This is a genomic window from Isoptericola sp. Y581, from assembly GCF_059445475.1.
Genome location: NZ_JCAIUK010000001.1, coordinates 428,932 through 446,067, shown reverse-complemented (window position 1 = coordinate 446,067; position 17,136 = coordinate 428,932). Strand labels below are relative to the sequence as shown.

The window sequence follows — 17,136 nt, the reverse complement described above, 5'->3', positions numbered from 1 at the left end:
TCGGCAGGTGGGGCACGACTCCGCTGTCGTGACGCAGGGGCTGAACGGACGATACGCGCCCGGAGTTCCCGCGACATCCTCGGAAGGACGGACGGGCGCCGGGCGGCTTCCCGCCCGGCGCCCGCCTTCGTCCTTGCGGGGTCAGAGCTCCGCGACGGCCTCCTCGGGCGTGCCCTCGACGGCGCGCGCGGCGCGGTTCCACCGCGACCACAGCACGCGCTCGCCGAGCGGGCCGGCCATGCGGTGCGCCGTCACGACGAAGACCACGGCGCCGACGAGCAGCACGGCGGCGCCGACCCAGTAGGGCAGCGCGAGGCCGGCGGGGGCGAGCAGGCCGGCGATGACCGGGGCCGGGGCGGCGAAGCCCCAGCGCACGAGGTTGAAGGCGCCGGTGGTGACGCGGCGGTCGGGGTCGCCCAGCGCCAGCGAAAGGTCGGTGAGGATCGCGTTGGCGATGCCCATGAACACCCCCGCGACGACGAGCACGACGATCGAGGCCGCCGTCGGGAGGCCGAGGGCGAGCAGCACCGTCATGAGGAGGACGCCGCCGACGGCGACGCCCAGCGTCTGCACCGCACCGATGGCGTGCGCGAGCCTGTGGCCCACGACGAGGATGCCGAAGGCGAGGCCCAGGCCCCACGCGGTGAAGACCAGGCCGAGCGGCACGACGTCGAGCCCGAGGAAGATCGGCGTGTAGGCGAGGAGCACGAAGAACACGAAGTTGTAGGCGGCGGTCACGACGGCGAGCGAGAGGAACGCGGGCTTGCGGAAGAGGGAGAAGACCTGGCCGACGCGCAGCTGGGTCGGCTTCTCGGCCGGGTCCTTGAGCTTCGTGATCGACATCGCCAGCGCGACGATCATGAACAGGCCGCACGCGAGGAACGGCACGCGCCAGCTGATGCTGCCGAGCAGGCCGCCGATGAGGGGGCCGACGGCGAACCCGAGGCCCACGCAGGTCTCGAAGATGCCGACCACCCACTCGCGGTCGTTGGCCAGCGAGACGAGCAGCACCATCGCGGTGGCGAAGAACATCGCGTTGCCCAGGCCCCACAGGCCGCGCAGCGCGGCGAGCTGGCCGATGGAGGTGCTCAGCGCCGCGAGGATGGCCGCTATCGCGACGAGCGTGACGCCCGCGCCGAGGATCTTCTTGAACCCGAACTTCCCGGTGGCGAGCACGGCCGGGATCATGCCGATCGCCATCACCGCGATGTAGGCGGTGAAGAGCAGCTCGATCTCCCACGTGCTCGCGCCGATCTCCGCGCCGATGATCGGCAGGATCGGGTCGACGACGGCGATGCCGGCGATCGCGAAGAACGCGGTCAGCGCCGTGGCGTAGATGGCGGTCTTGTTCGGTTCGTTGCGTGTGCCTGCCACGGACTCCTCACTCCTGCCCCACGGCTGCAACCCTCGGGGGCGCTCATTTACCTGCATGATGCAGGTGAATACCTGTAGGATACACCTATGACCGATTCCCCGAGCAACCGTTCTGCGACCGACACCCTCGCGCGCGTCGAGCTCGGCCTCGCCCAGCTGCTGCGCCGGGCGGAGCGCACCAGCGCCGCCACGACCGCCCGCGGGGGGCGTGACGACCTCGACCGCTCCGGGTACCTGCTGCTGCACGCCCTGCGCGACGGCGGGCCGCAGCACGTGCGCGCGCTCGCCGACCGGCTCGGCATCGACGCCTCCACCGTGACCCGCCAGGTGGTGGCCCTCGAACGCGCCGGCCACGTGCAGCGCTCCCGTGACCCGCAGGACGGCCGGGCCGTCGTCGTCGCGGCGACCGACAGCGGCCGGCGCGCGCTCGCCGCCCAGCGCCGGCAGCGCAGCGCCACCTACGCGGCGGTGCTGGACGGCTGGACCGCCGACGACCGCGCCCTGCTCGCCGAGCTCGTCGAGCGCCTCAACGCCGATCTCGACGCCTACAAGCGCGGCGCCTCCGCCGGCTGATTCGCGCCCGCACCTTCGCCCGCTTTCGTTTGCTCTCAGCAACAATTGTCCCGGTCGCGGGACTCGCCGCTCCTGGCTACCGTCGAGGACGTTGCCTGCGGCACGGCCGCCGCCCGGGAACTCACCGACCCGCATGCTGAGCCCCCGCTTCGAAGGAGAGCGTCGTGAGCGTCAACGCCAACGAGGTCGACAAGAACACGCGAGACGGCGGGAGGCGAACCCGCCCGCGACGCGCGCTCGGCGCCGTCACGGCCCTCGCCACGGCGCTCACCGCCGCCGTCATCCCGCTCGCCGCGGCGCCCACGGCGTCCGCCGACCCCGTCTCCGACCTCTGCAAGGAGCTCATCAACCAGGCCAACAGCTACCTCGACGAGCTGCCGGAGGCGGGCGAGGAGGGCGTAGAGACCGAGGGCGAGGACTACACCTGGGACGACGCGTACGCCGAGTCCCTCGCCCAGCTCTCGGGCGTCCACAAGGACCAGTTCGCGAGCTACAAGGACGCCTGGCTCGAGGAGTCGCCCGGCAGCGACGAGCACGCGAAGTGGAGCTTCAAGGACTTCGTCCAGCAGCGCGAGGGCGAGATCGCGGACTGGGAGCAGGGCGGCCAGGTCGGCCCCCGCCCGGCGGACCCCCCGGACTGGAAGACCTACAAGCCGGCGTACCAGGCCTGGTCGACCGGGGTGCAGGAACAGGTCGCGTTCGAGAAGTCGGCGCTACGCAGCCTCCCCGTCAGCACCGACGCCGGCGACTGGGCCTGCCCGTCCCTCGAGCAGAGCCGGAACAACCCCAACCGGCCGACGGCGTCCAGCAAGTCGCTGAAGCAGACCATCCGCGCCGCGGAATCCGGCGGGTCCTGCCCGGCGACGCTCCGGGCCGGCTGCCCGATCGACAAGGAGCTGGAGCGGCGGATCCAGCAGGACCGGCGCGCCGGATACAAGACGCACGTCGTGGCGCGCAAGACGCCGAGCCCCGCCGCCGCACAGCGGTTCCGCTCGCTCGGCGCCAGCCACTCCACGCACCAGGCGCGGGCTGTCCCGACCAACCCCAAGCCCTCGTCCGGCTCGGCGATGAAGCCCGGGGGCACGAAGACGACCAGCGTGGTGGGCGACATGGCCGGCCGGTCCGGCAAGAACCCCGCCCAGGCCGCGATGAACCGCAGCATCACCAACCGGCTCGCGCAGAACTCGGCGCGAGGCGTGGTGCCGCGCTCGCCCGGCGGGATCGACTGGACGTCGCTCGAGCTCAAGTACGTCACCGACGACCCGAAGAACGACGACTACGGGTACGCCTTCTCGGCGGACGAGCTGCCCGACGACGCCGAGGAGCCGGGCTACGGCGGCGAGGTGTCGCTGAACCTGTCCTCCGACGCGCTGTTCACCTGGCTCGCACTGGACCCCAGCCAGTTCTGGGTCAACCTCAACCCCGACACCCCCGACACCGTCGTCGACGAGCAGTTCGGCACCACCGACGCCGGCCGTGTCCTGCTTGAGGCCGACCTCTCGATGAAGAAGACGCTGTCCGACCTCATGGACCCGGCGACCGAGACAGGCAAGACGTTCTGGGACTCGATGGAGCGGTCAGAGGACGGCGTCCTCTGCTACGGCGGGATGCGTGCCTGGATCGAACCACAGCCCGCCAAGGTCAGAGCGGACGGCGATCAGCTGTACATCCTCGACGCCCCACTACGGGTGCAGATCGAGCCGATGGAGTTCGACTGGGACCCGCCGGGCGGCGACTCGTGCGATGGCGTCCCGGAGGAGATCGAGGAGGCGAACACGAAGCTCTACATCGACACCTTCGCCCCTCTGCTCGAGGAGCACGTCAACGCCGACCCGGAGTACGCGGACATGCGACGCGTGTACACCGCGCGGGTCGCTGCGGAGTGGATCAAGGACCGCGACGCGAGGCGGCCCGGCGCCTTCCACGACATCATCGGCTCGGGCGACGTCTCGGCATGGCCCGCCCGCACCGACTGGGACTTCGACGAGACCTTCGACGAGTTCATGAAGCTGCTGCAGACCGTCCAGTACACCTACGAGTACGAGTACGGCGAGCAGGAGCTATACATCGAGGTGATGGGCGGCATCGAGCTCCCCGACGCACCGCGCGACCAGACGCCGAAGGAGGAGTTCGAGCGCGACCATCCGACGCTGTCGCGCAGCGTCCAGGACGCCCGCTTCGACACCGTGAGCGAGCCGCCCGCGATCGCCGCCGAGGACGACGTCGCCACGCTCGACGACCCGGCGACGGGCACGGCGTGGCTCGGCGGCGGCACGTTCGAGGAGGCGGCCGTGCCCGACCCGCCCGACGAGCCGGAGCCGTCCGACCCCCCGGTGGACGATGGCGGTGGCGGTGACGACGGTGGGGCCGCCCCGGGCGACGGCCGCGACGACGACGCCGGGCGCGGCGACCACCAGCCGCAGCCCCCGCGCGCCGACCCGCCGCACCAGACCGCTCTCCTGCCCGGCGAGCTCGCGGCCACGGGCTTCGACGCCCTCTGGCCGGTGACGGCGATCGCGCTGGTCCTCGCGGGCCTCGCCCTGGTGCTGCTGCGCCGGCGCTTCCACCGGCCCTGACCTGCCGCGGGAGGGTTGCGGCCCGGGCGCGTCTGCCATGAGCAGATGCGCTGGGGGCAGAGAACCCTCCCGCGGCGGGGCCGCGCGGCGGACCGTGGAGGCATGAGCACACCAGCACCGACCATCCCGTCCACCTTCGACGACCAGCTCTCCGCCCGGCTGCTGCACCAGCGCATCGTGGTGGTGGGCAGCGAGATCGACGACGCCGTCGCGAACCGCGTCAGCGCCCAGCTCCTGCTGCTGTCCGCCGAGGACACCGGCTCCGACGTCGCCCTGTACGTGAACTCCCCCGGCGGCTCCGTCACGGCGGGCCTCGCCGTCTACGACACGATGCGCCTGCTGCCGAACGACGTCGTCACGGTGGGCTTCGGCTTCGCCGCGAGCATGGGCCAGTTCCTGCTGACCGCGGGCACCAAGGGTAAGCGGTACGTGCTGCCCCACACCCGCGTGATGATGCACCAGCCCTCCGCCGGCATCGGCGGCAACGCCGTCGACATCGCGATCCAGGCCGAGAACCTGGAGCACACCAAGCGCGTGATGCACGAGCTCACCGCCCAGCACACCGGCCGCACGGTGGAGCAGATCACCGCCGACGCCGACCGCGACCGCTGGTTCACCGCCCCCGAGGCGCTGGAGTACGGGCTGGTCGACCGCATCGTGGAGTCCGTCGAGGACGTGCGGCCCTCGGCCACCGGCCGGAAGGCGGGGCTGTGATGAACAAGATCATGAGCAGCTACACGATCCCGAACGTCGTCGAGCGCACCCCCATGGGCGAGCGCTACTCCGACGTCTTCAGCCGGCTGCTCCGCGACCGCATCATCTTTCTCGGCACCGAGATCGACGACGGCGTGGCGAACGTGGTGATGGCCCAGCTGCTGCACCTGGAGTCGGAGGCCCCCGAGCAGGAGATCGGCCTGTACATCAACTCCCCCGGCGGCTCCGCGACGGCCATGACCGCGATCTACGACACGATGCAGTACGTGCGCGCCGACGTCGCGACCACCTGCATGGGCCAGGCCGCGTCCGCGGCCGCCGTGCTGCTCGCCGCGGGCACGCCCGGCAAGCGGACCGTGCTGGAGCACTCCCGGGTGCTGCTGCACCAGCCGTCCGGCCAGGGCCAGGGCACGGTGTCCGATCTGGCCATCCAGGCCCGCGAGGTGCTGCGGCTGCGCGCGGAGACCGAGCAGCTGCTCGCCCGGCACACCGGCCAGACGGTCGACCGCCTGCGCACCGACACGGACCGCGACCTCATCCTGTCCGCGCACGACGCCGTCGAGTACGGCGTCGCGGATGCCGTCGTCAGCTCGCGCAAGCTGTCCGCCCAGGCGGCCTGATATTCACCCCCCTGAATCTCGCCCCGCGCGACCAGGGTGAGGTTCAGGGGCATCCCCGTTCTGCCGGACCCTGGTCGTTGCCTACGTTCGACACCATGATCGAGGCACACGGACTGTCCAAGATCTACCGCGACAAGACGGCCGTCGACGGCGTCACCTTCACGGTGCGCCCCGGCGTCGTCACCGGATTCCTGGGGCCCAACGGCGCCGGGAAATCCACCACCATGCGCATGATCATGGGTCTGGACCGGCCCTCCGCCGGGTCGGTCGTCGTCAACGGCCGGCCGTACGCGGAGCACCGCTCACCGCTCACCCAGGTGGGCGCCCTGCTCGAGGCGAAGGCCGTGCACCCCGGGCGCACGGCCGAGCAGCACCTGCGGGTGCTCGCCGCCACGCACGGCATCCCGGACCGGCGGGTCGCGGAGGTCGTCGAGCTCACCGGGCTCACCGCCGTCGCCCGCAAGCGCGTGGGCGGGTTCTCGCTCGGGATGGGCCAGCGCCTGGGGATCGCCGCCGCCCTCGTCGGCGACCCGCGCACGCTCATCCTCGACGAGCCCGTCAACGGCCTCGACCCCGAGGGCGTGCTGTGGGTGCGCAACCTCGCCCGCCGGCTCGCGGGCGAGGGCCGCACCGTGTTCCTGTCCAGCCACCTCATGAGCGAGGTCGCGCTCACCGCCGACCACGTGATCGTCATCGGCCGGGGCCGCATCCTCGCCGACGCCCCGGTCCGGGAGATCGTCGACGGCGCCTCCCGGCGCGTGGTGCGGGTGCGTGCACCCGGGGATCCGGGCGCGGCCGAGCTGCGCGGCGCGCTGGAGCGCGCCGGCGCCGACGTCACCGTGCCCGAGAACATGCCCGGCAACCCGCCCGACGGCGCGACCGACGACCAGCTCGGCGACGGCGCACCGGCCGGGCTCCTGGAGGTAACCGGCCTGGACGCCGGCGCGATCGGGGAGATCGCCCTCACCGCCGGCGTCGCGCTGCACGAGCTCACCCCCGTGGCCTCGACCCTCGAGGACGCCTATCTCGAGCTGACCGCCGACGCGGTCGAGTACCGCACGGCGGCCGAGCACCACAGCGCCGAGCACCGCACCGCCGACCTGGCGACCACCGGCACCACGAGCACCACGAGCACCGGCACGACGAGCACAGGAGACCCGCGATGAGCTCCGTGACCAGTTCCCTGACCACGCCCGGCACGCCCGACGCCGACCGGCGCAGCGCGATCGCCACGCCCCTGGCCGGGACGTACGTGACCTTCGGCCGGATCCTGCGTGCGGAGTGGCTCAAGCTCTGGAGCCTGCGCTCCACGTGGTGGACCGTCGGGCTGACGGTGCTGCTTATGGCGGGCTTCGCGCTGCTCATGGCCACCACGCTCGGGGCGTCGACCGAGTCCCCGGAGATGCAACAGACCATGGGCACCGACCCCCGCCTGGCCGACCCGAACGGTGCCGTCGCCGTCACCTTCGGCTACGGGTTCGCGCAGCTCACCGTGGCCGTGCTCGGGGTGCTGTGCTTCACGAACGAGTACTCCTCGGGCATGATCCGCTCGACCTTCGCCGCCGCGCCCCGGCGCCTGGCCGTGCTGGCGGCCAAGCTCGTGGTGCTGACGCTCACGACGGCGGCGCTCACGGTGATCGGGCTGGGCCTGGCCTGGCTCGTGACCGCGCCGACGCTGGCGGCCGACGGCCTCGCGGTGGACTTCTCGGACGGTGAGCAGCTGCGCGCTCTCGCGGGCACGGTGCTGTACCTCGTCGCGGTCGCGGCGTTCGCCCTCGGCCTCGGCGCCGTGCTGCGCAGCACCGCCGGGGCGATCGCCACGGCCGCCGCAGTGCTGCTCGTGCTGCCGATCGTGTTCCAGGTCGTCACCGGCTCGCCCGGCGCCGACTGGGCGGCGGACGTCTACCGGCTCCTGCCCACCGTGGCCGGCGAGCGTGTGATCGCCACCGGCGCCACCCCGGACGAGCTGCTGACGCCCGGGGTCGGCTACGCCGTGCTGGTGGCGTACGCGGCGCTCGTCCTCTCGGCTGCTGCGGTCAGCCTGCGCCGCCGCGATGCCTGAACCGTTGTGGGGGGGGGGTTGGGGGGGGGGGGGGGGAGGGGGGGGAAAAGAGGAGGGGGAAAAGAGGGGGAGGGGGGGGAGGGGGGGGGGGGNCGTTGTGGGCGCGATTTCGGGGACTATCCGCGGCCGGATAGTCCCCGAAATCGCGCCCACAACGGTTCAGGCGGCAAGGGTGACCGTGTCGGCGGTCGCCGGGGCCCGGACGTGGTGCGCCGCCGGCCCGTCGCCGACGGCGGTGAGCACGCGCACGGGCCGGCCCTCGGCGTGCTGCTGGTCGAGGCGGGCGGCGAGAGCGTCGTGGGCCTGGGCGACGAGGTCGACGAGGCGGATGCCGAGCGCCGCGCATACCGCGGCCAGCACCTCCGACGACGCCTCCTTACGCCCCCGCTCGACCTCCGAGAGGTAGGCCGTCGACATCCGGGCCGTCGACGCGACCTCCTGCAGCGTACGGCCCTGCCGCAGCCGGGCACGGCGCAGGATGGCGCCCACCAGGTGCCGCAGGAGCGGCTCGCGCACGTGCTCGGTCCTCGTCCGCGTGCCCGCTCCTGTGCCCACCGTCATGCCGACGACGCTACCCCGCGCTCCGCGCCCGGCGGCGGGGTGGCGGGCGGGCTCTGCTGTCGTTCTGCTACGGGCAGAAGCCGGGAGCGTCCCGCGCGGCTGCTGCCGAACAGCACGCCGCCGACGACGAGCACGGCGCCGACGCCCTCGGGCACGGTGACGCGCTCGCCGAGCATCAGCCACGCCGCCGTCATCCCGACCACCGGCACCAGCATGGAGAACGGTGCGACGACGCCGGCCGGGTGCCGGGCCATGAGCCACGTCCAGATCCCGGAGCCCAGCACCGTGGCCACGACCACCGTGTAGGCCAGGCCGACGAGGGCTCCGACCGCTCCGGGCTCGTCCCACACCGTGAGGGAGCGGGTGATCTCGCCCGGCCCCTCGACCAGCAGGGACAGGGCGAGCATCGGCAGCGGTGGCACCACGGACATCCACAGCGTGAGGCGCAGCGGGCTCTCGGGCCGCGCCTGCCGGTTGCAGACGTTACCGATCGCCCAGCCGAAGGCGCCGGCCAGGGTCAGAAGGAACGGGACGACGCTCGCGCTCGCGGCCTGCTGCCACGCCACCAGGGTCAGGCCGCCGACCGCCACGAGGATGCCCAGCATCTGGCGCCCGCTCACCCGCTCGCGCAGGAACGTCGCACCGAGCAGCACCGTGAACGGCCCGGACATCTGCAGCACCAGCGACGCAAGGCCGGCGGGCATCCCGGCGGCCATGCCCCAGTAGAGGAACAGGAACTGCAGGGCGCCGAACCCCATCCCGTACCCGACCACCCACCGCACGGGCACCTGCGGCCATGGCACGAGGAAGACGGTGGGGATCGCGATGAGCGCGAAGCGGAGCGCCACGAGGAACATCGGCGGGAAGTGGGCGAGCGACGCGTCGATGGCGATGAAGTTCAGCCCCCACAGGAGGGCGACAAGGGCGGCGAGCAGGCGGTGGCGAGCGGGCATGCGTCCAGCGTCGCGGCACACACGGTGAAGGACAAGCGAAACTTCCTTCACTCTGTCTGTAGCCTGCCTTCATGGACGCGCGACACCTGGAGCTGCTCCGCGAGCTCGCCGACCGCGGCAGCATCACGGCGGTGGCCCGTGCCACCCACCGGACGCCGTCGGCCGTCTCCCAGCAGCTCAGGACGGCGCAGCGCGAGCTGCGCGTCCCGCTGGTGGAGCCGGCCGGGCGCGGGCTCCGGCTCACCGAGGCGGGCCGGCTCCTTGCCGAGGGCGGCGCGGACGTCGCGGCCGCCCTCGCACAGGTGCAGGCACGCTGGGACGCGTTCCAGGGCGAGCCCTCGGGCACGGTCACCGTGGCCGCGCTGGCCAGCGCGGCCACCTTCCTGCTGCCCGGCGTCATGCGCGACCTCGCCGGCACGGCGATCTCTCTGCACGTGGTCGACGTTGACATCGCGGAGGCCGAGTACGGCGCGCTCACGGCGGACCACGACGTGGTGGTCGCGCACAGCCTCACCAGCGTGCGGCCCGACGGGGCCGACGGGCTCACCGTCGCGCCGCTGGCCCGCGAGCCCCTCGACATCGCGATGGCCGCCGGCCATCCGCTCACGCGGCTACCGGTGGTCCGCCCGCGCGACCTCGTCGAGTACGACTGGATCGGTGTGCCCGTCGGCTACCCGTTCGACACCGTGCTCCAGACGATCGCGCGCGCCACCGGCGCCGAGCTGCGGGTGGCGCAACGGCTGCGGGACAACCGCCTCATCGAGGCCCTTGTCGCCACCAGCGACCGGATCGCCGTGCTCCCCCGGTTCACCACGCCCACCGGCACCTCCACCGGCACCGACCTGGAGCTGCGCGAGCTGGCCGACGTCGCGTCCGCCCGGCATATCTCCGCCGTGCTGCGGCCCGACCGCGCGGAGCGGCTGGCCGTGCGGCGCGTCGTCGACGCCTTCCAACGCGCCGGCGCCGACGTCACCGCCGTGATGGCCGGCGGCCCGGCGGTCTGACTCGGGACGGACGGCGACGATCAGAAGTCGCCGTACAGGTCCCAGTACAGGAGCTGGCTCTGGTCGAGCGCGTCCGGATCCACGGTCTGGGTCGACGTCGCCATCGGCGCGTCGTCACCCGTCGGGCTGCCCAGGAGGATGCCGGCGGCGGCGAGGCCGACGCTCACGACCGTCGCGACGCCGACGGTGAGGAGCGCGCGCGCGAGGTCGCCCAGCCGGCGCTTCGTGCGGGCAGGCGCGATGCGGGCAGGCTCCGTGCGGGCAGGCTCCGTGCGGGCGGGTGCCGGGCCGGCCGGCGCCGGGCCGGCCGGCGCCGGCTCGGCGTCGACGAGCCCGGCGACGAGCACGTCGAGCTGGGCCGGGGTGAGTCCTTCGAACGCCTCCGCGAGCCCGGTGTCCAGCCGCGGCCCGGCCCTGCGGACCGTCGTGAGGTAGCGCTCGATCGCATCCCGGTCGCCACGACCGAGGCGCCCGCCCATGTCAACGCCCCGGCGCACGGCGGACCACCTGCTGGAGGACCCAGCCGTTCCCGTCGGGGTCGGCGAACGAGGCGAACGTGCCGTAGCTGTCCTCGTCGGGGTGCGGCCCGGCGACCCGGTTGGCCTCGCCCGCCCAGTGGAAGACGCCCTCGGCGTCGTGCCAGAGCTCGCTGACGTCGGCGCCGCGCTCGAGCAGCTCCGCACGCGCCGCGGCGATGTCGGCGGTGACGAGATGGAGCCCCTGGAGGGAGCCCGGCTCGGAGGCGGTGAGCTTCTCGCCCACGATGATGGATGCCTCGGACCCGGGCGGTGTCAGCTGCACCACCCGCAGCCCCTTGTCGGTGCGGAAGTCGGCGTCGAGCCGGAAGCCGAGCCCCTCGTAGAAGGCCTTCGAGCGGTCGACGTCCGCGACGGGGACGACGACGATCTCGAGCTTGAGCTCCATGGTGTTCCTCCGATGATCTCAGCGACCGGTACGTCACCGGTTCAACTGGTGACGACCATGCCACCGCCCGCGTCACCCGTCAAGCAGGTGACTTATACGTCACAGAGCCTTGTCGCGCCCTCGGTTACCTGTCAGGATGGTGACGTGATGCATGCCTTCCCCTGCGGGACCCTCGCCCTCGACTTCGTCGGCACGCTGCGCGCACGGCGCAACGAGGAGCCGACGGAGATGCTCGCCTCGCCGCCGGACCTCGACGCCTGGTTCGTCGAGTCCGGGCTCCTGCCCTCCGGAACCACCTGCGACGAGGACGACCTCGAGGCCGCGCTCGAGCTGCGGGAGGCGATCTACGCGCTGGTCTGGGCCCGCCTGCACGACCTGCCGCTCCCGGCGGACGCGGTCGGCGTCGTCAACCGGGTCGCGGCGACCGCGCCGCTGACTCCCGTGCTGGGCGCGCAGGGCTGGTCGCGGGACGGCGGTCCCGCGCAGGCGCTCTCGCAGGTGGCGCGCGAGGCCGTCGAGATCGTCGGGGGCGGGCAGGCACGGACGCTCCGGGAGTGCGGGCGGCCCGAGTGCACGCAGGTCTACCTCGACCACTCCCGCGGGCACCGTCGCGAGTGGTGCTCGATGGCGACCTGCGGGAGCCGCATGAAGGCCGCGGCCTACCGGGCCAGGAAGAAGGCGGACGCCGCCTCCTGAGGTGCCCCCGCCCGGGATCGAACCGGGACTGGGCCGGGTTTAAGCCGGCTGCCTCTGCCAGTTGGGCTACGGGGGCGAATACGCCGAGAGCGGGCGCCCGGCCGACCTCGCAGGAGGTCGACCCGGCGCCCGCTCACGGTACCGGTGCGGTGTCAGCCCTTCTCGGCGCGCTCGGCCGACGACTCGGCCTTCTGCTCCACCTTCTCGCCCGGCTTCTTCGGCGGCACGGACGCCTTGCGGAACTCGTCGCGCGGGTCGTGCAGCGAGCCGAGCGAGACGATCTCGCGGCCCATGATGGCCTGGCCGATCCAGCCGATGAGGATCCGGACCTTGCGGTTGCCGGTCGGCATCGCCATCACGTGGTAGCCGCGGTGCGCGAGCCAGGCGAGCGGGCCGCGCAGCTTGAGGAAGCCGAACAGCTCCGCGACGCCCTTGTACATGCCGAGCGAGGCGACGACGCCCACGCTCTTGTGGGAGTACTCCTCGGGCTGCTGCCCGCGGCTGATCGCGATGATGTTGTCCGCGAGCTTGGTCGCCTCGCGGATCGCATGCTGCGCGTTCGGGGGGCAGAAGCTGCCCGGGTTGAGCACGTCGGGCACCGCGGCGCAGTCGCCGGCGGCCCAGGCGTCGGGGACGATCTCGCCGTCGTCGGTCGCGACCTGGAGGGTCGGCTTCACGATGACGCGGCCGAGCTTGTCGACCGGCAGGTCCGAGTCCTCCTTGATGACCGGGTTCGCCTTGACGCCCGCGGTCCACACGATGGTCTCCGTGTCGAACTCCACGCCCGTGGAGGTCACGACGTGCCCGTCCACGCAGGAGCTGAGGAACGTGTTGAGGTGGAACTCGATGCCGCGCTTCTTCATCTCCTCCAGCGCCCACAGCCCCATGGGCTCGGACACCTCCGGGAGGATGCGGCCGGAGCCCTCGATCATCACGAAGCGCAGGTCGTCCGCGTCGATCGTCGGGTAGTTGCGCGTGGCGTACCGCGCCATGTCCTCGATCTCGGCCAGCGCCTCGACGCCGGCGAAGCCGCCCCCGACGAACGTGAACGTGAGCATGCGCTTGCGCAGGTCGGCGTCCCAGGTGGAGGACGCCACGTCCATGCGGTTGAGCACGTGGTTGCGGACGGCGATGGCCTCCTCCACGTTCTTGAAGCCGATCGCGTTCTCCGCGAGGCCCGGGATCGGCAGCGTGCGCGACACGGAGCCGAGGCCGACGACGAGCTGGTCGTAGGAGACCTCGTAGTCCGGCCCCTCCTCGGGACGGATCGTCACCCGCTTGTCACCGTGGGCGATGTGCACGGCCTTGCCCTGCAGCACGTCCACGCCCTTGAGCGCCTTGCGGTGCGGGGCGACGACGTCGCGGGCGTCGATGGAGCCCGCGCCCGCCTCCGGCAGGAACGGTGCGTACGTCATGTACGGCCGCGGGTCGACGACGACGATCGCCGCCTCACGCTTGCCGAGCTTGCGGCGCAGCCGGCGCGCCACGTAGAGGCCGACGGACCCACCGCCGAGGACGATGATTCGAGGCACCTTGCGGGGCCGCGGGGCCGCTGCGGGCGCGGCCTGGGCATGGGTGTCCGACGACAGAACGTTCTGAGGCATGGACACCATTCTACGACCGCTCCGGCGGCCCGCAGTCGGGCGTCCACGGTGCGACCCCCCGGGGCCCCCGATCGCCCCGGATCAGCCGGCCGCACCCTCCGTCGCCGCCGTCGTCTGCGCTGCCGAGCCGCCCTTTCCGGGCGGTGGCGTGGTGCTCCGCGACGACGGGGACTTCTCGGGCTCGGGCGTGCTCGAGGGCTCAGGCGACGACCCGTCCGACGGGTCGCTCGACGCGCCCGACCCCGCGCCGCCGACCGACGTCGGCGCCTTGAGGAACGGCCATGGCATCTCCTCGGGCTGCACGCCGACCTGGGGCTGGAAGCTGCCGCCGTCGTCGGACCACTCCATCCCGTCCTCCGGCACCGCGCGCATCGGGTAGACGTTCCACCGCTCGCGCCCGTCGTCCGCCGTCCTCGGGCTGAAGTACCACGCGCCCTCGACGTCGGGCACGGTCCACGCCTGCTCGTCGCCGACGGTCGTCACCGTCCGCACGGGGCGGCCACGGTCGTCGAAGAGCTGCACGTCCTTGATCGGGTCGCCATTCGCGTCGTAGGCGAAGAGGTTCGACACCTGCATGCCGTCCACCCACACGCCGTCGCCGTCGGAGGCCTCGCCGTACCCGACGTTGAGGGCGTCGTCCTGCCCCGCCGAGTACCCGGCGCCGTACGAGCCACCGCCCGAGTTCGCGGCCGTGCCCCACACGGACTCGTCGTGCGTCGCGTTGGCCACCGCGGGCACCAGCAGCACTGCCGCGACCGACGCCGCGACCGTGACACGCGGCTGCCACCGCCGGGGCAGCCACCGGCCGCGAGCCCACTGCACGCTCACGAGGGCGCAGCCGCCCATGACGAGCAGCTCCCCCATTCCCTCCGGGACGAGGGACGGCTGGCCATCGGTGTTCCAGGTGGACCAGGCGACGAGCAGCGCGCCCCCGATCCAGCCGCGCGCCACCCACCAGACCGGGCGGACGTCGGCCCCGAGGCGGCGCAGCCGCGCCCACTGGGGCGTGCTCGTGACCGGGCTCCAGGCGCGGCGCCAGCGCTCGACGAGTAGCGCCCGCCGGGCGGCGAACGTGCGGCGGCCGCGGCGCCGCCGCCCGCCGCCCGGCACCGCCGCGGGCAGCCCCGCCGCGGCGCGCAGCTCCGCCGCGTACGACTCGGCGGGCCCGAAGTGCGCGACGAGGTCGAGCGCGACGTCGTCGGCCGGGCCGTGCCCGGCGGTCCAGGTCCCGCCCGCGCGCGCCGTCCCGGCCGACGCCGACGAGAGCGGTGCCACGGCGTCCGTGAGCGCCTCGGCGAGATCGGCCTCGAGCCCGTCGGTCAGCTCGTCGACGACCTCCGGGCCGAGGTCCTCGAGCTGCAGCCGGACCGCCTGGGCGTACCCCCGGGCGTGCGCCTCGAGGACGGTGCCGAGGGTGGGGTGGGCGCCGCCGGGGGTCCCGGCGCTGTCGTCGGTGATCATCATGCGGCCTCGTTCCTGCTTCCGAGGAGGCCGCCGACGGTTCCGGCGAACTCCTGCCACTCCTTGCGCTGGATCGCGAGCATCTCGCGCCCGTGCGCGGTGATGCCGTAGTACTTGCGGTGCGGGCCGGTCTCCGACGGCACGACGTAGCTGGTCAGCGCCCCCGCCGCATACAGCCGGCGGAGCGTGCCGTAGACGGAGGCGTCGCCCACGTCGTCAAGGCCCCGGGAGCGCAGGCGGCGCACCACGTCGTACCCATACCCGTCGTCCTCCTCGACGACGGCGAGCACCGCCGCGTCGAGGACCCCCTTGAGCAACTGCGTCGTATCCATCCGGCTCTCCTCCTGAGTGCTTCGCCACAGACAGTAGTGCGCGATGCGGAATAGTGGAGGGACGCGCCGGAACGATGCCGGTCGGGCTTGCGTCGCTCAGGCGAGCGAGAGCGCGATGCCGTCGAGGATGTCGCTCTCGCTGGTGACGACGTGCGTCAGCGCGCCGCCCGCGGCCGCGACATCGTCGCGCACCCGCGTCACAACCTCCGACCAGACCAGGGCCCCCGCGCCGATGACGTCCGCGCGGCCGGGGTGCATGAAGCCGAGCGCGACGCGCTGCTCCCGGGTGCGGTGCAGCAGGTCGTCGCACGCGGCGAGCACGTCGTCGGTGGCGAGGACCGCGCCGTGCACCCGGTCGCGCCGGTACTCCGGCAGCGCCAGCGCGTGCGCCGTCACCGACGTCACGGAACCGGCGAGCCCGACGAGCGTCGCGGTCCGGCAGAACGGCACCTCCAGCGCTGCCTTGTCCAGGGCGGCGCGCACGTCGGCGCGCGCGGCCTGCTCCTCGGCGGCGGTGGGCGGGTCGGAGTGCAGGTGGCGCTCCGTCATGCGCACGGACCCGATGTCGAGCGAGAGCGCCGCCTCCGGCGTCGTCGTGCCGAGCACCAGCTCCGTGGAGCCACCGCCCAGGTCGACCACCAGGTACGGCCCCGCGTGCTGCGCGGCCACTCCGACGGTCGCGCCGCGGAACGACAGCTCGGCCTCCTCGCGCCCGGAGACGACCTCCGGGTCGACGCCGACGGCCGCCCGGACGCCGTCCGCGAAGGCCTGCCGGTTGCGCGCGTCGCGCGTGGCCGACGTCGCGACGAAGCGAACGCGCGTGGCGCCGGCCTCCTCGATCACCCGCGCGTAGTCGCGCGACGCCGCGAACGTGCGCGCGAGCGCCTCCGGGGCGAGCTCGCCGGTGCGGTCCACGCCCTGCCCGAGGCGGACGATGCGCAGCTGCCGGTCCACCTCCGTCAGCGTGCCGTCGGGGCCGATGTCGGCCACCAGGAGGCGGATGGAGTTGGTGCCGCAGTCGATCGCCGCGACCCGCGCACCGGCGGAGGAGAAGGTGGGGCGTTCAGTCACGCGGAAACCTTCTCACCCGCCACCGACCTCTCGCTGGTCGAGAGGCGATGCCGGCCGACGCCGTCAGCAGGTGCAGCGGTCGGGCCGCCACTGGTCGCGGACCATGGCGAGGGCCTCGTCGCCGAGCGGGTTCACGCCCGGCCCAGTCGCCAGCGCGTGCCCCATGAGCACGTGGATGCACTTGACCCGCGTGGGCATGCCGCCCGCGGAGATCCCGTCGATCTCGTCGACATGACCCAGCTCCTCGCGCCGCGCCAGGTAGTGCTCGTGCGCCCGCCGGTACGCGGACGCGAGCTCCTCGTCCTGCCCGAGCCGCTCCGTCAGCTCCTTCATCACGCCCCGCGCCTCGAGCCGCGAGGCCGCGGCGACCGCGCCCGGGTGCGTCAGGTAGTACGTGGTCGGGAACGGCGTGCCGTCGGGCAGACGCGGCGCGGTGCGCACCACCAGCGGGCGGCCGCACACGCAGCGTGCGGCGATGCCGACGACGCCGCGCGGCTCGCGCCCCAGCTGCTCGGCGAGCACCTCGAGGTCGCGGTCGGTGACGACCGACGAGTCGGTGGGGGGCTGCTGGTCGGTCACGGGTACCTCGGAGGGCGGTCGGCGGGCGGGAC

The 17,136-nt window shown here is 73.2% G+C and carries 18 protein-coding genes and 1 tRNA gene; 8 read left to right on the top strand and 11 right to left on the bottom strand.

Annotation, left to right across the window (positions count from 1 at the left end):
• Positions 1 to 141: 141 nt before the first annotated feature.
• Positions 142 to 1,374, bottom strand: a complete 1,233-nt coding sequence (locus AC1C2W_RS02065; protein WP_495412233.1) for an MFS transporter — start codon at positions 1,372 to 1,374, stop codon at positions 142 to 144.
• Between the two features lie 87 nt (positions 1,375 to 1,461).
• On the opposite strand from AC1C2W_RS02065, the gene AC1C2W_RS02060 reads away from it, so the two are divergent.
• The 6 genes from AC1C2W_RS02060 (at position 1,462) to AC1C2W_RS02035 (ending at position 7,919) form a co-directional block, all read left to right on the top strand.
• The gene (locus tag AC1C2W_RS02060; RefSeq protein ID WP_495412232.1) at positions 1,462 to 1,947 is read left to right on the top strand and encodes a MarR family winged helix-turn-helix transcriptional regulator; all 486 of its coding nucleotides are present in this window, start codon (positions 1,462 to 1,464) and stop codon (positions 1,945 to 1,947) included.
• 164 nt (positions 1,948 to 2,111) lie between these two features.
• Positions 2,112 to 4,523, top strand: a complete 2,412-nt coding sequence (locus tag AC1C2W_RS02055; RefSeq protein ID WP_495412231.1) for a hypothetical protein — start codon at positions 2,112 to 2,114, stop codon at positions 4,521 to 4,523.
• Between the two features lie 102 nt (positions 4,524 to 4,625).
• Entirely contained in the window at positions 4,626 to 5,237 is a 612-nt protein-coding gene (locus AC1C2W_RS02050) for a ClpP family protease (protein ID WP_495388032.1), read from the top strand.
• Positions 5,238 to 5,248: 11 nt separating this feature from the next.
• On the top strand, positions 5,249 to 5,857 hold the full coding sequence (locus tag AC1C2W_RS02045) for a ClpP family protease (protein ID WP_495388033.1): 609 nt from the start codon (positions 5,249 to 5,251) through the stop codon (positions 5,855 to 5,857).
• 95 nt (positions 5,858 to 5,952) lie between these two features.
• Positions 5,953 to 7,023, top strand: coding sequence for an ABC transporter ATP-binding protein (locus AC1C2W_RS02040; RefSeq protein WP_495388034.1), 1,071 nt, complete (start codon positions 5,953 to 5,955; stop codon positions 7,021 to 7,023).
• Positions 7,020 to 7,919, top strand: coding sequence for a DUF2705 family protein (locus AC1C2W_RS02035; protein ID WP_495412230.1), 900 nt, complete (start codon positions 7,020 to 7,022; stop codon positions 7,917 to 7,919). Before AC1C2W_RS02040 ends, AC1C2W_RS02035 begins: the two co-directional genes overlap by 4 nt.
• A gap of 159 nt (positions 7,920 to 8,078) precedes the next feature.
• Here AC1C2W_RS02035 and AC1C2W_RS02030 read toward each other — a convergent pair whose 3' ends face one another.
• Entirely contained in the window at positions 8,079 to 8,480 is a 402-nt protein-coding gene (locus AC1C2W_RS02030; RefSeq protein WP_495388036.1) for a helix-turn-helix domain-containing protein, read from the bottom strand.
• Positions 8,477 to 9,433, bottom strand: coding sequence for an EamA family transporter (locus AC1C2W_RS02025; protein WP_495388037.1), 957 nt, complete (start codon positions 9,431 to 9,433; stop codon positions 8,477 to 8,479). The genes AC1C2W_RS02030 and AC1C2W_RS02025 overlap by 4 nt, the downstream gene beginning before the upstream one ends.
• Positions 9,434 to 9,504: 71 nt before the next feature.
• On the opposite strand from AC1C2W_RS02025, the gene AC1C2W_RS02020 reads away from it, so the two are divergent.
• Entirely contained in the window at positions 9,505 to 10,437 is a 933-nt protein-coding gene (locus tag AC1C2W_RS02020; RefSeq protein ID WP_495388038.1) for a LysR family transcriptional regulator, read from the top strand.
• Positions 10,438 to 10,457: 20 nt separating this feature from the next.
• On the opposite strand, the gene AC1C2W_RS02015 is transcribed toward AC1C2W_RS02020, so the two are convergent.
• Both AC1C2W_RS02015 and AC1C2W_RS02010 read right to left on the bottom strand, forming a co-directional pair.
• On the bottom strand, positions 10,458 to 10,934 hold the full coding sequence (locus tag AC1C2W_RS02015; RefSeq protein ID WP_495412229.1) for a hypothetical protein: 477 nt from the start codon (positions 10,932 to 10,934) through the stop codon (positions 10,458 to 10,460).
• Positions 10,918 to 11,361: a VOC family protein gene (locus AC1C2W_RS02010; protein WP_495388040.1), complete on the bottom strand. Its 444-nt coding sequence runs from the start codon at positions 11,359 to 11,361 to the stop codon at positions 10,918 to 10,920. The genes AC1C2W_RS02015 and AC1C2W_RS02010 overlap by 17 nt, the downstream gene beginning before the upstream one ends.
• A gap of 147 nt (positions 11,362 to 11,508) precedes the next feature.
• Between AC1C2W_RS02010 and AC1C2W_RS02005 the strand changes: the two genes are divergently transcribed.
• Positions 11,509 to 12,057 carry a CGNR zinc finger domain-containing protein gene (locus AC1C2W_RS02005; protein ID WP_495412341.1) on the top strand — a complete coding sequence of 183 codons (549 nt, stop codon included), beginning with the start codon at positions 11,509 to 11,511 and terminating at the stop codon, positions 12,055 to 12,057.
• Between the two features lie 2 nt (positions 12,058 to 12,059).
• On the opposite strand, the gene AC1C2W_RS02000 is transcribed toward AC1C2W_RS02005, so the two are convergent.
• The 6 genes from AC1C2W_RS02000 to AC1C2W_RS01975 form a co-directional block, all read right to left on the bottom strand.
• Positions 12,060 to 12,133: transfer RNA gene (locus tag AC1C2W_RS02000), tRNA-Leu, on the bottom strand.
• A 76-nt stretch (positions 12,134 to 12,209) separates the two neighbouring features.
• Positions 12,210 to 13,661, bottom strand: a complete 1,452-nt coding sequence (locus tag AC1C2W_RS01995; protein ID WP_495388041.1) for an NAD(P)/FAD-dependent oxidoreductase — start codon at positions 13,659 to 13,661, stop codon at positions 12,210 to 12,212.
• An 81-nt stretch (positions 13,662 to 13,742) separates the two neighbouring features.
• Complete coding sequence (locus AC1C2W_RS01990; RefSeq protein WP_495412228.1) at positions 13,743 to 15,125, bottom strand: hypothetical protein; 1,383 nt, start codon at positions 15,123 to 15,125, stop codon at positions 13,743 to 13,745.
• On the bottom strand, positions 15,122 to 15,454 hold the full coding sequence (locus AC1C2W_RS01985) for a PadR family transcriptional regulator (RefSeq protein ID WP_495412227.1): 333 nt from the start codon (positions 15,452 to 15,454) through the stop codon (positions 15,122 to 15,124). The genes AC1C2W_RS01990 and AC1C2W_RS01985 overlap by 4 nt, the downstream gene beginning before the upstream one ends.
• Before the next feature lie 96 nt (positions 15,455 to 15,550).
• Positions 15,551 to 16,525: a Ppx/GppA phosphatase family protein gene (locus tag AC1C2W_RS01980; RefSeq protein ID WP_495388044.1), complete on the bottom strand. Its 975-nt coding sequence runs from the start codon at positions 16,523 to 16,525 to the stop codon at positions 15,551 to 15,553.
• 63 nt (positions 16,526 to 16,588) lie between these two features.
• Positions 16,589 to 17,104: a DUF501 domain-containing protein gene (locus AC1C2W_RS01975; RefSeq protein ID WP_495388045.1), complete on the bottom strand. Its 516-nt coding sequence runs from the start codon at positions 17,102 to 17,104 to the stop codon at positions 16,589 to 16,591.
• Positions 17,105 to 17,136: the final 32 nt, after the last annotated feature.

Bases quoted from the DNA above. Each gene is read 5' to 3' on its own strand.
- AC1C2W_RS02060 (WP_495412232.1), top strand. From the start codon at position 1,462: ATGACCGATTCCCCGAGCAACCGTTCTGCGACCGACACCCTCGCGCGC.
- AC1C2W_RS02050 (WP_495388032.1), top strand. From the start codon at position 4,626: ATGAGCACACCAGCACCGACCATCCCGTCCACCTTCGACGACCAGCTC.
- AC1C2W_RS02045 (WP_495388033.1), top strand. From the start codon at position 5,249: ATGAGCAGCTACACGATCCCGAACGTCGTCGAGCGCACCCCCATGGGC.
- AC1C2W_RS02040 (WP_495388034.1), top strand. From the start codon at position 5,953: ATGATCGAGGCACACGGACTGTCCAAGATCTACCGCGACAAGACGGCC.
- AC1C2W_RS02035 (WP_495412230.1), top strand. From the start codon at position 7,020: ATGAGCTCCGTGACCAGTTCCCTGACCACGCCCGGCACGCCCGACGCC.
- AC1C2W_RS02030 (WP_495388036.1), bottom strand. From the start codon at position 8,480: ATGACGGTGGGCACAGGAGCGGGCACGCGGACGAGGACCGAGCACGTG.
- AC1C2W_RS02025 (WP_495388037.1), bottom strand. From the start codon at position 9,433: ATGCCCGCTCGCCACCGCCTGCTCGCCGCCCTTGTCGCCCTCCTGTGG.
- AC1C2W_RS02020 (WP_495388038.1), top strand. From the start codon at position 9,505: ATGGACGCGCGACACCTGGAGCTGCTCCGCGAGCTCGCCGACCGCGGC.
- AC1C2W_RS02010 (WP_495388040.1), bottom strand. From the start codon at position 11,361: ATGGAGCTCAAGCTCGAGATCGTCGTCGTCCCCGTCGCGGACGTCGAC.
- AC1C2W_RS02005 (WP_495412341.1), top strand. From the start codon at position 11,509: ATGCATGCCTTCCCCTGCGGGACCCTCGCCCTCGACTTCGTCGGCACG.
- AC1C2W_RS01995 (WP_495388041.1), bottom strand. From the start codon at position 13,661: ATGCCTCAGAACGTTCTGTCGTCGGACACCCATGCCCAGGCCGCGCCC.
- AC1C2W_RS01990 (WP_495412228.1), bottom strand. From the start codon at position 15,125: ATGATGATCACCGACGACAGCGCCGGGACCCCCGGCGGCGCCCACCCC.
- AC1C2W_RS01985 (WP_495412227.1), bottom strand. From the start codon at position 15,454: ATGGATACGACGCAGTTGCTCAAGGGGGTCCTCGACGCGGCGGTGCTC.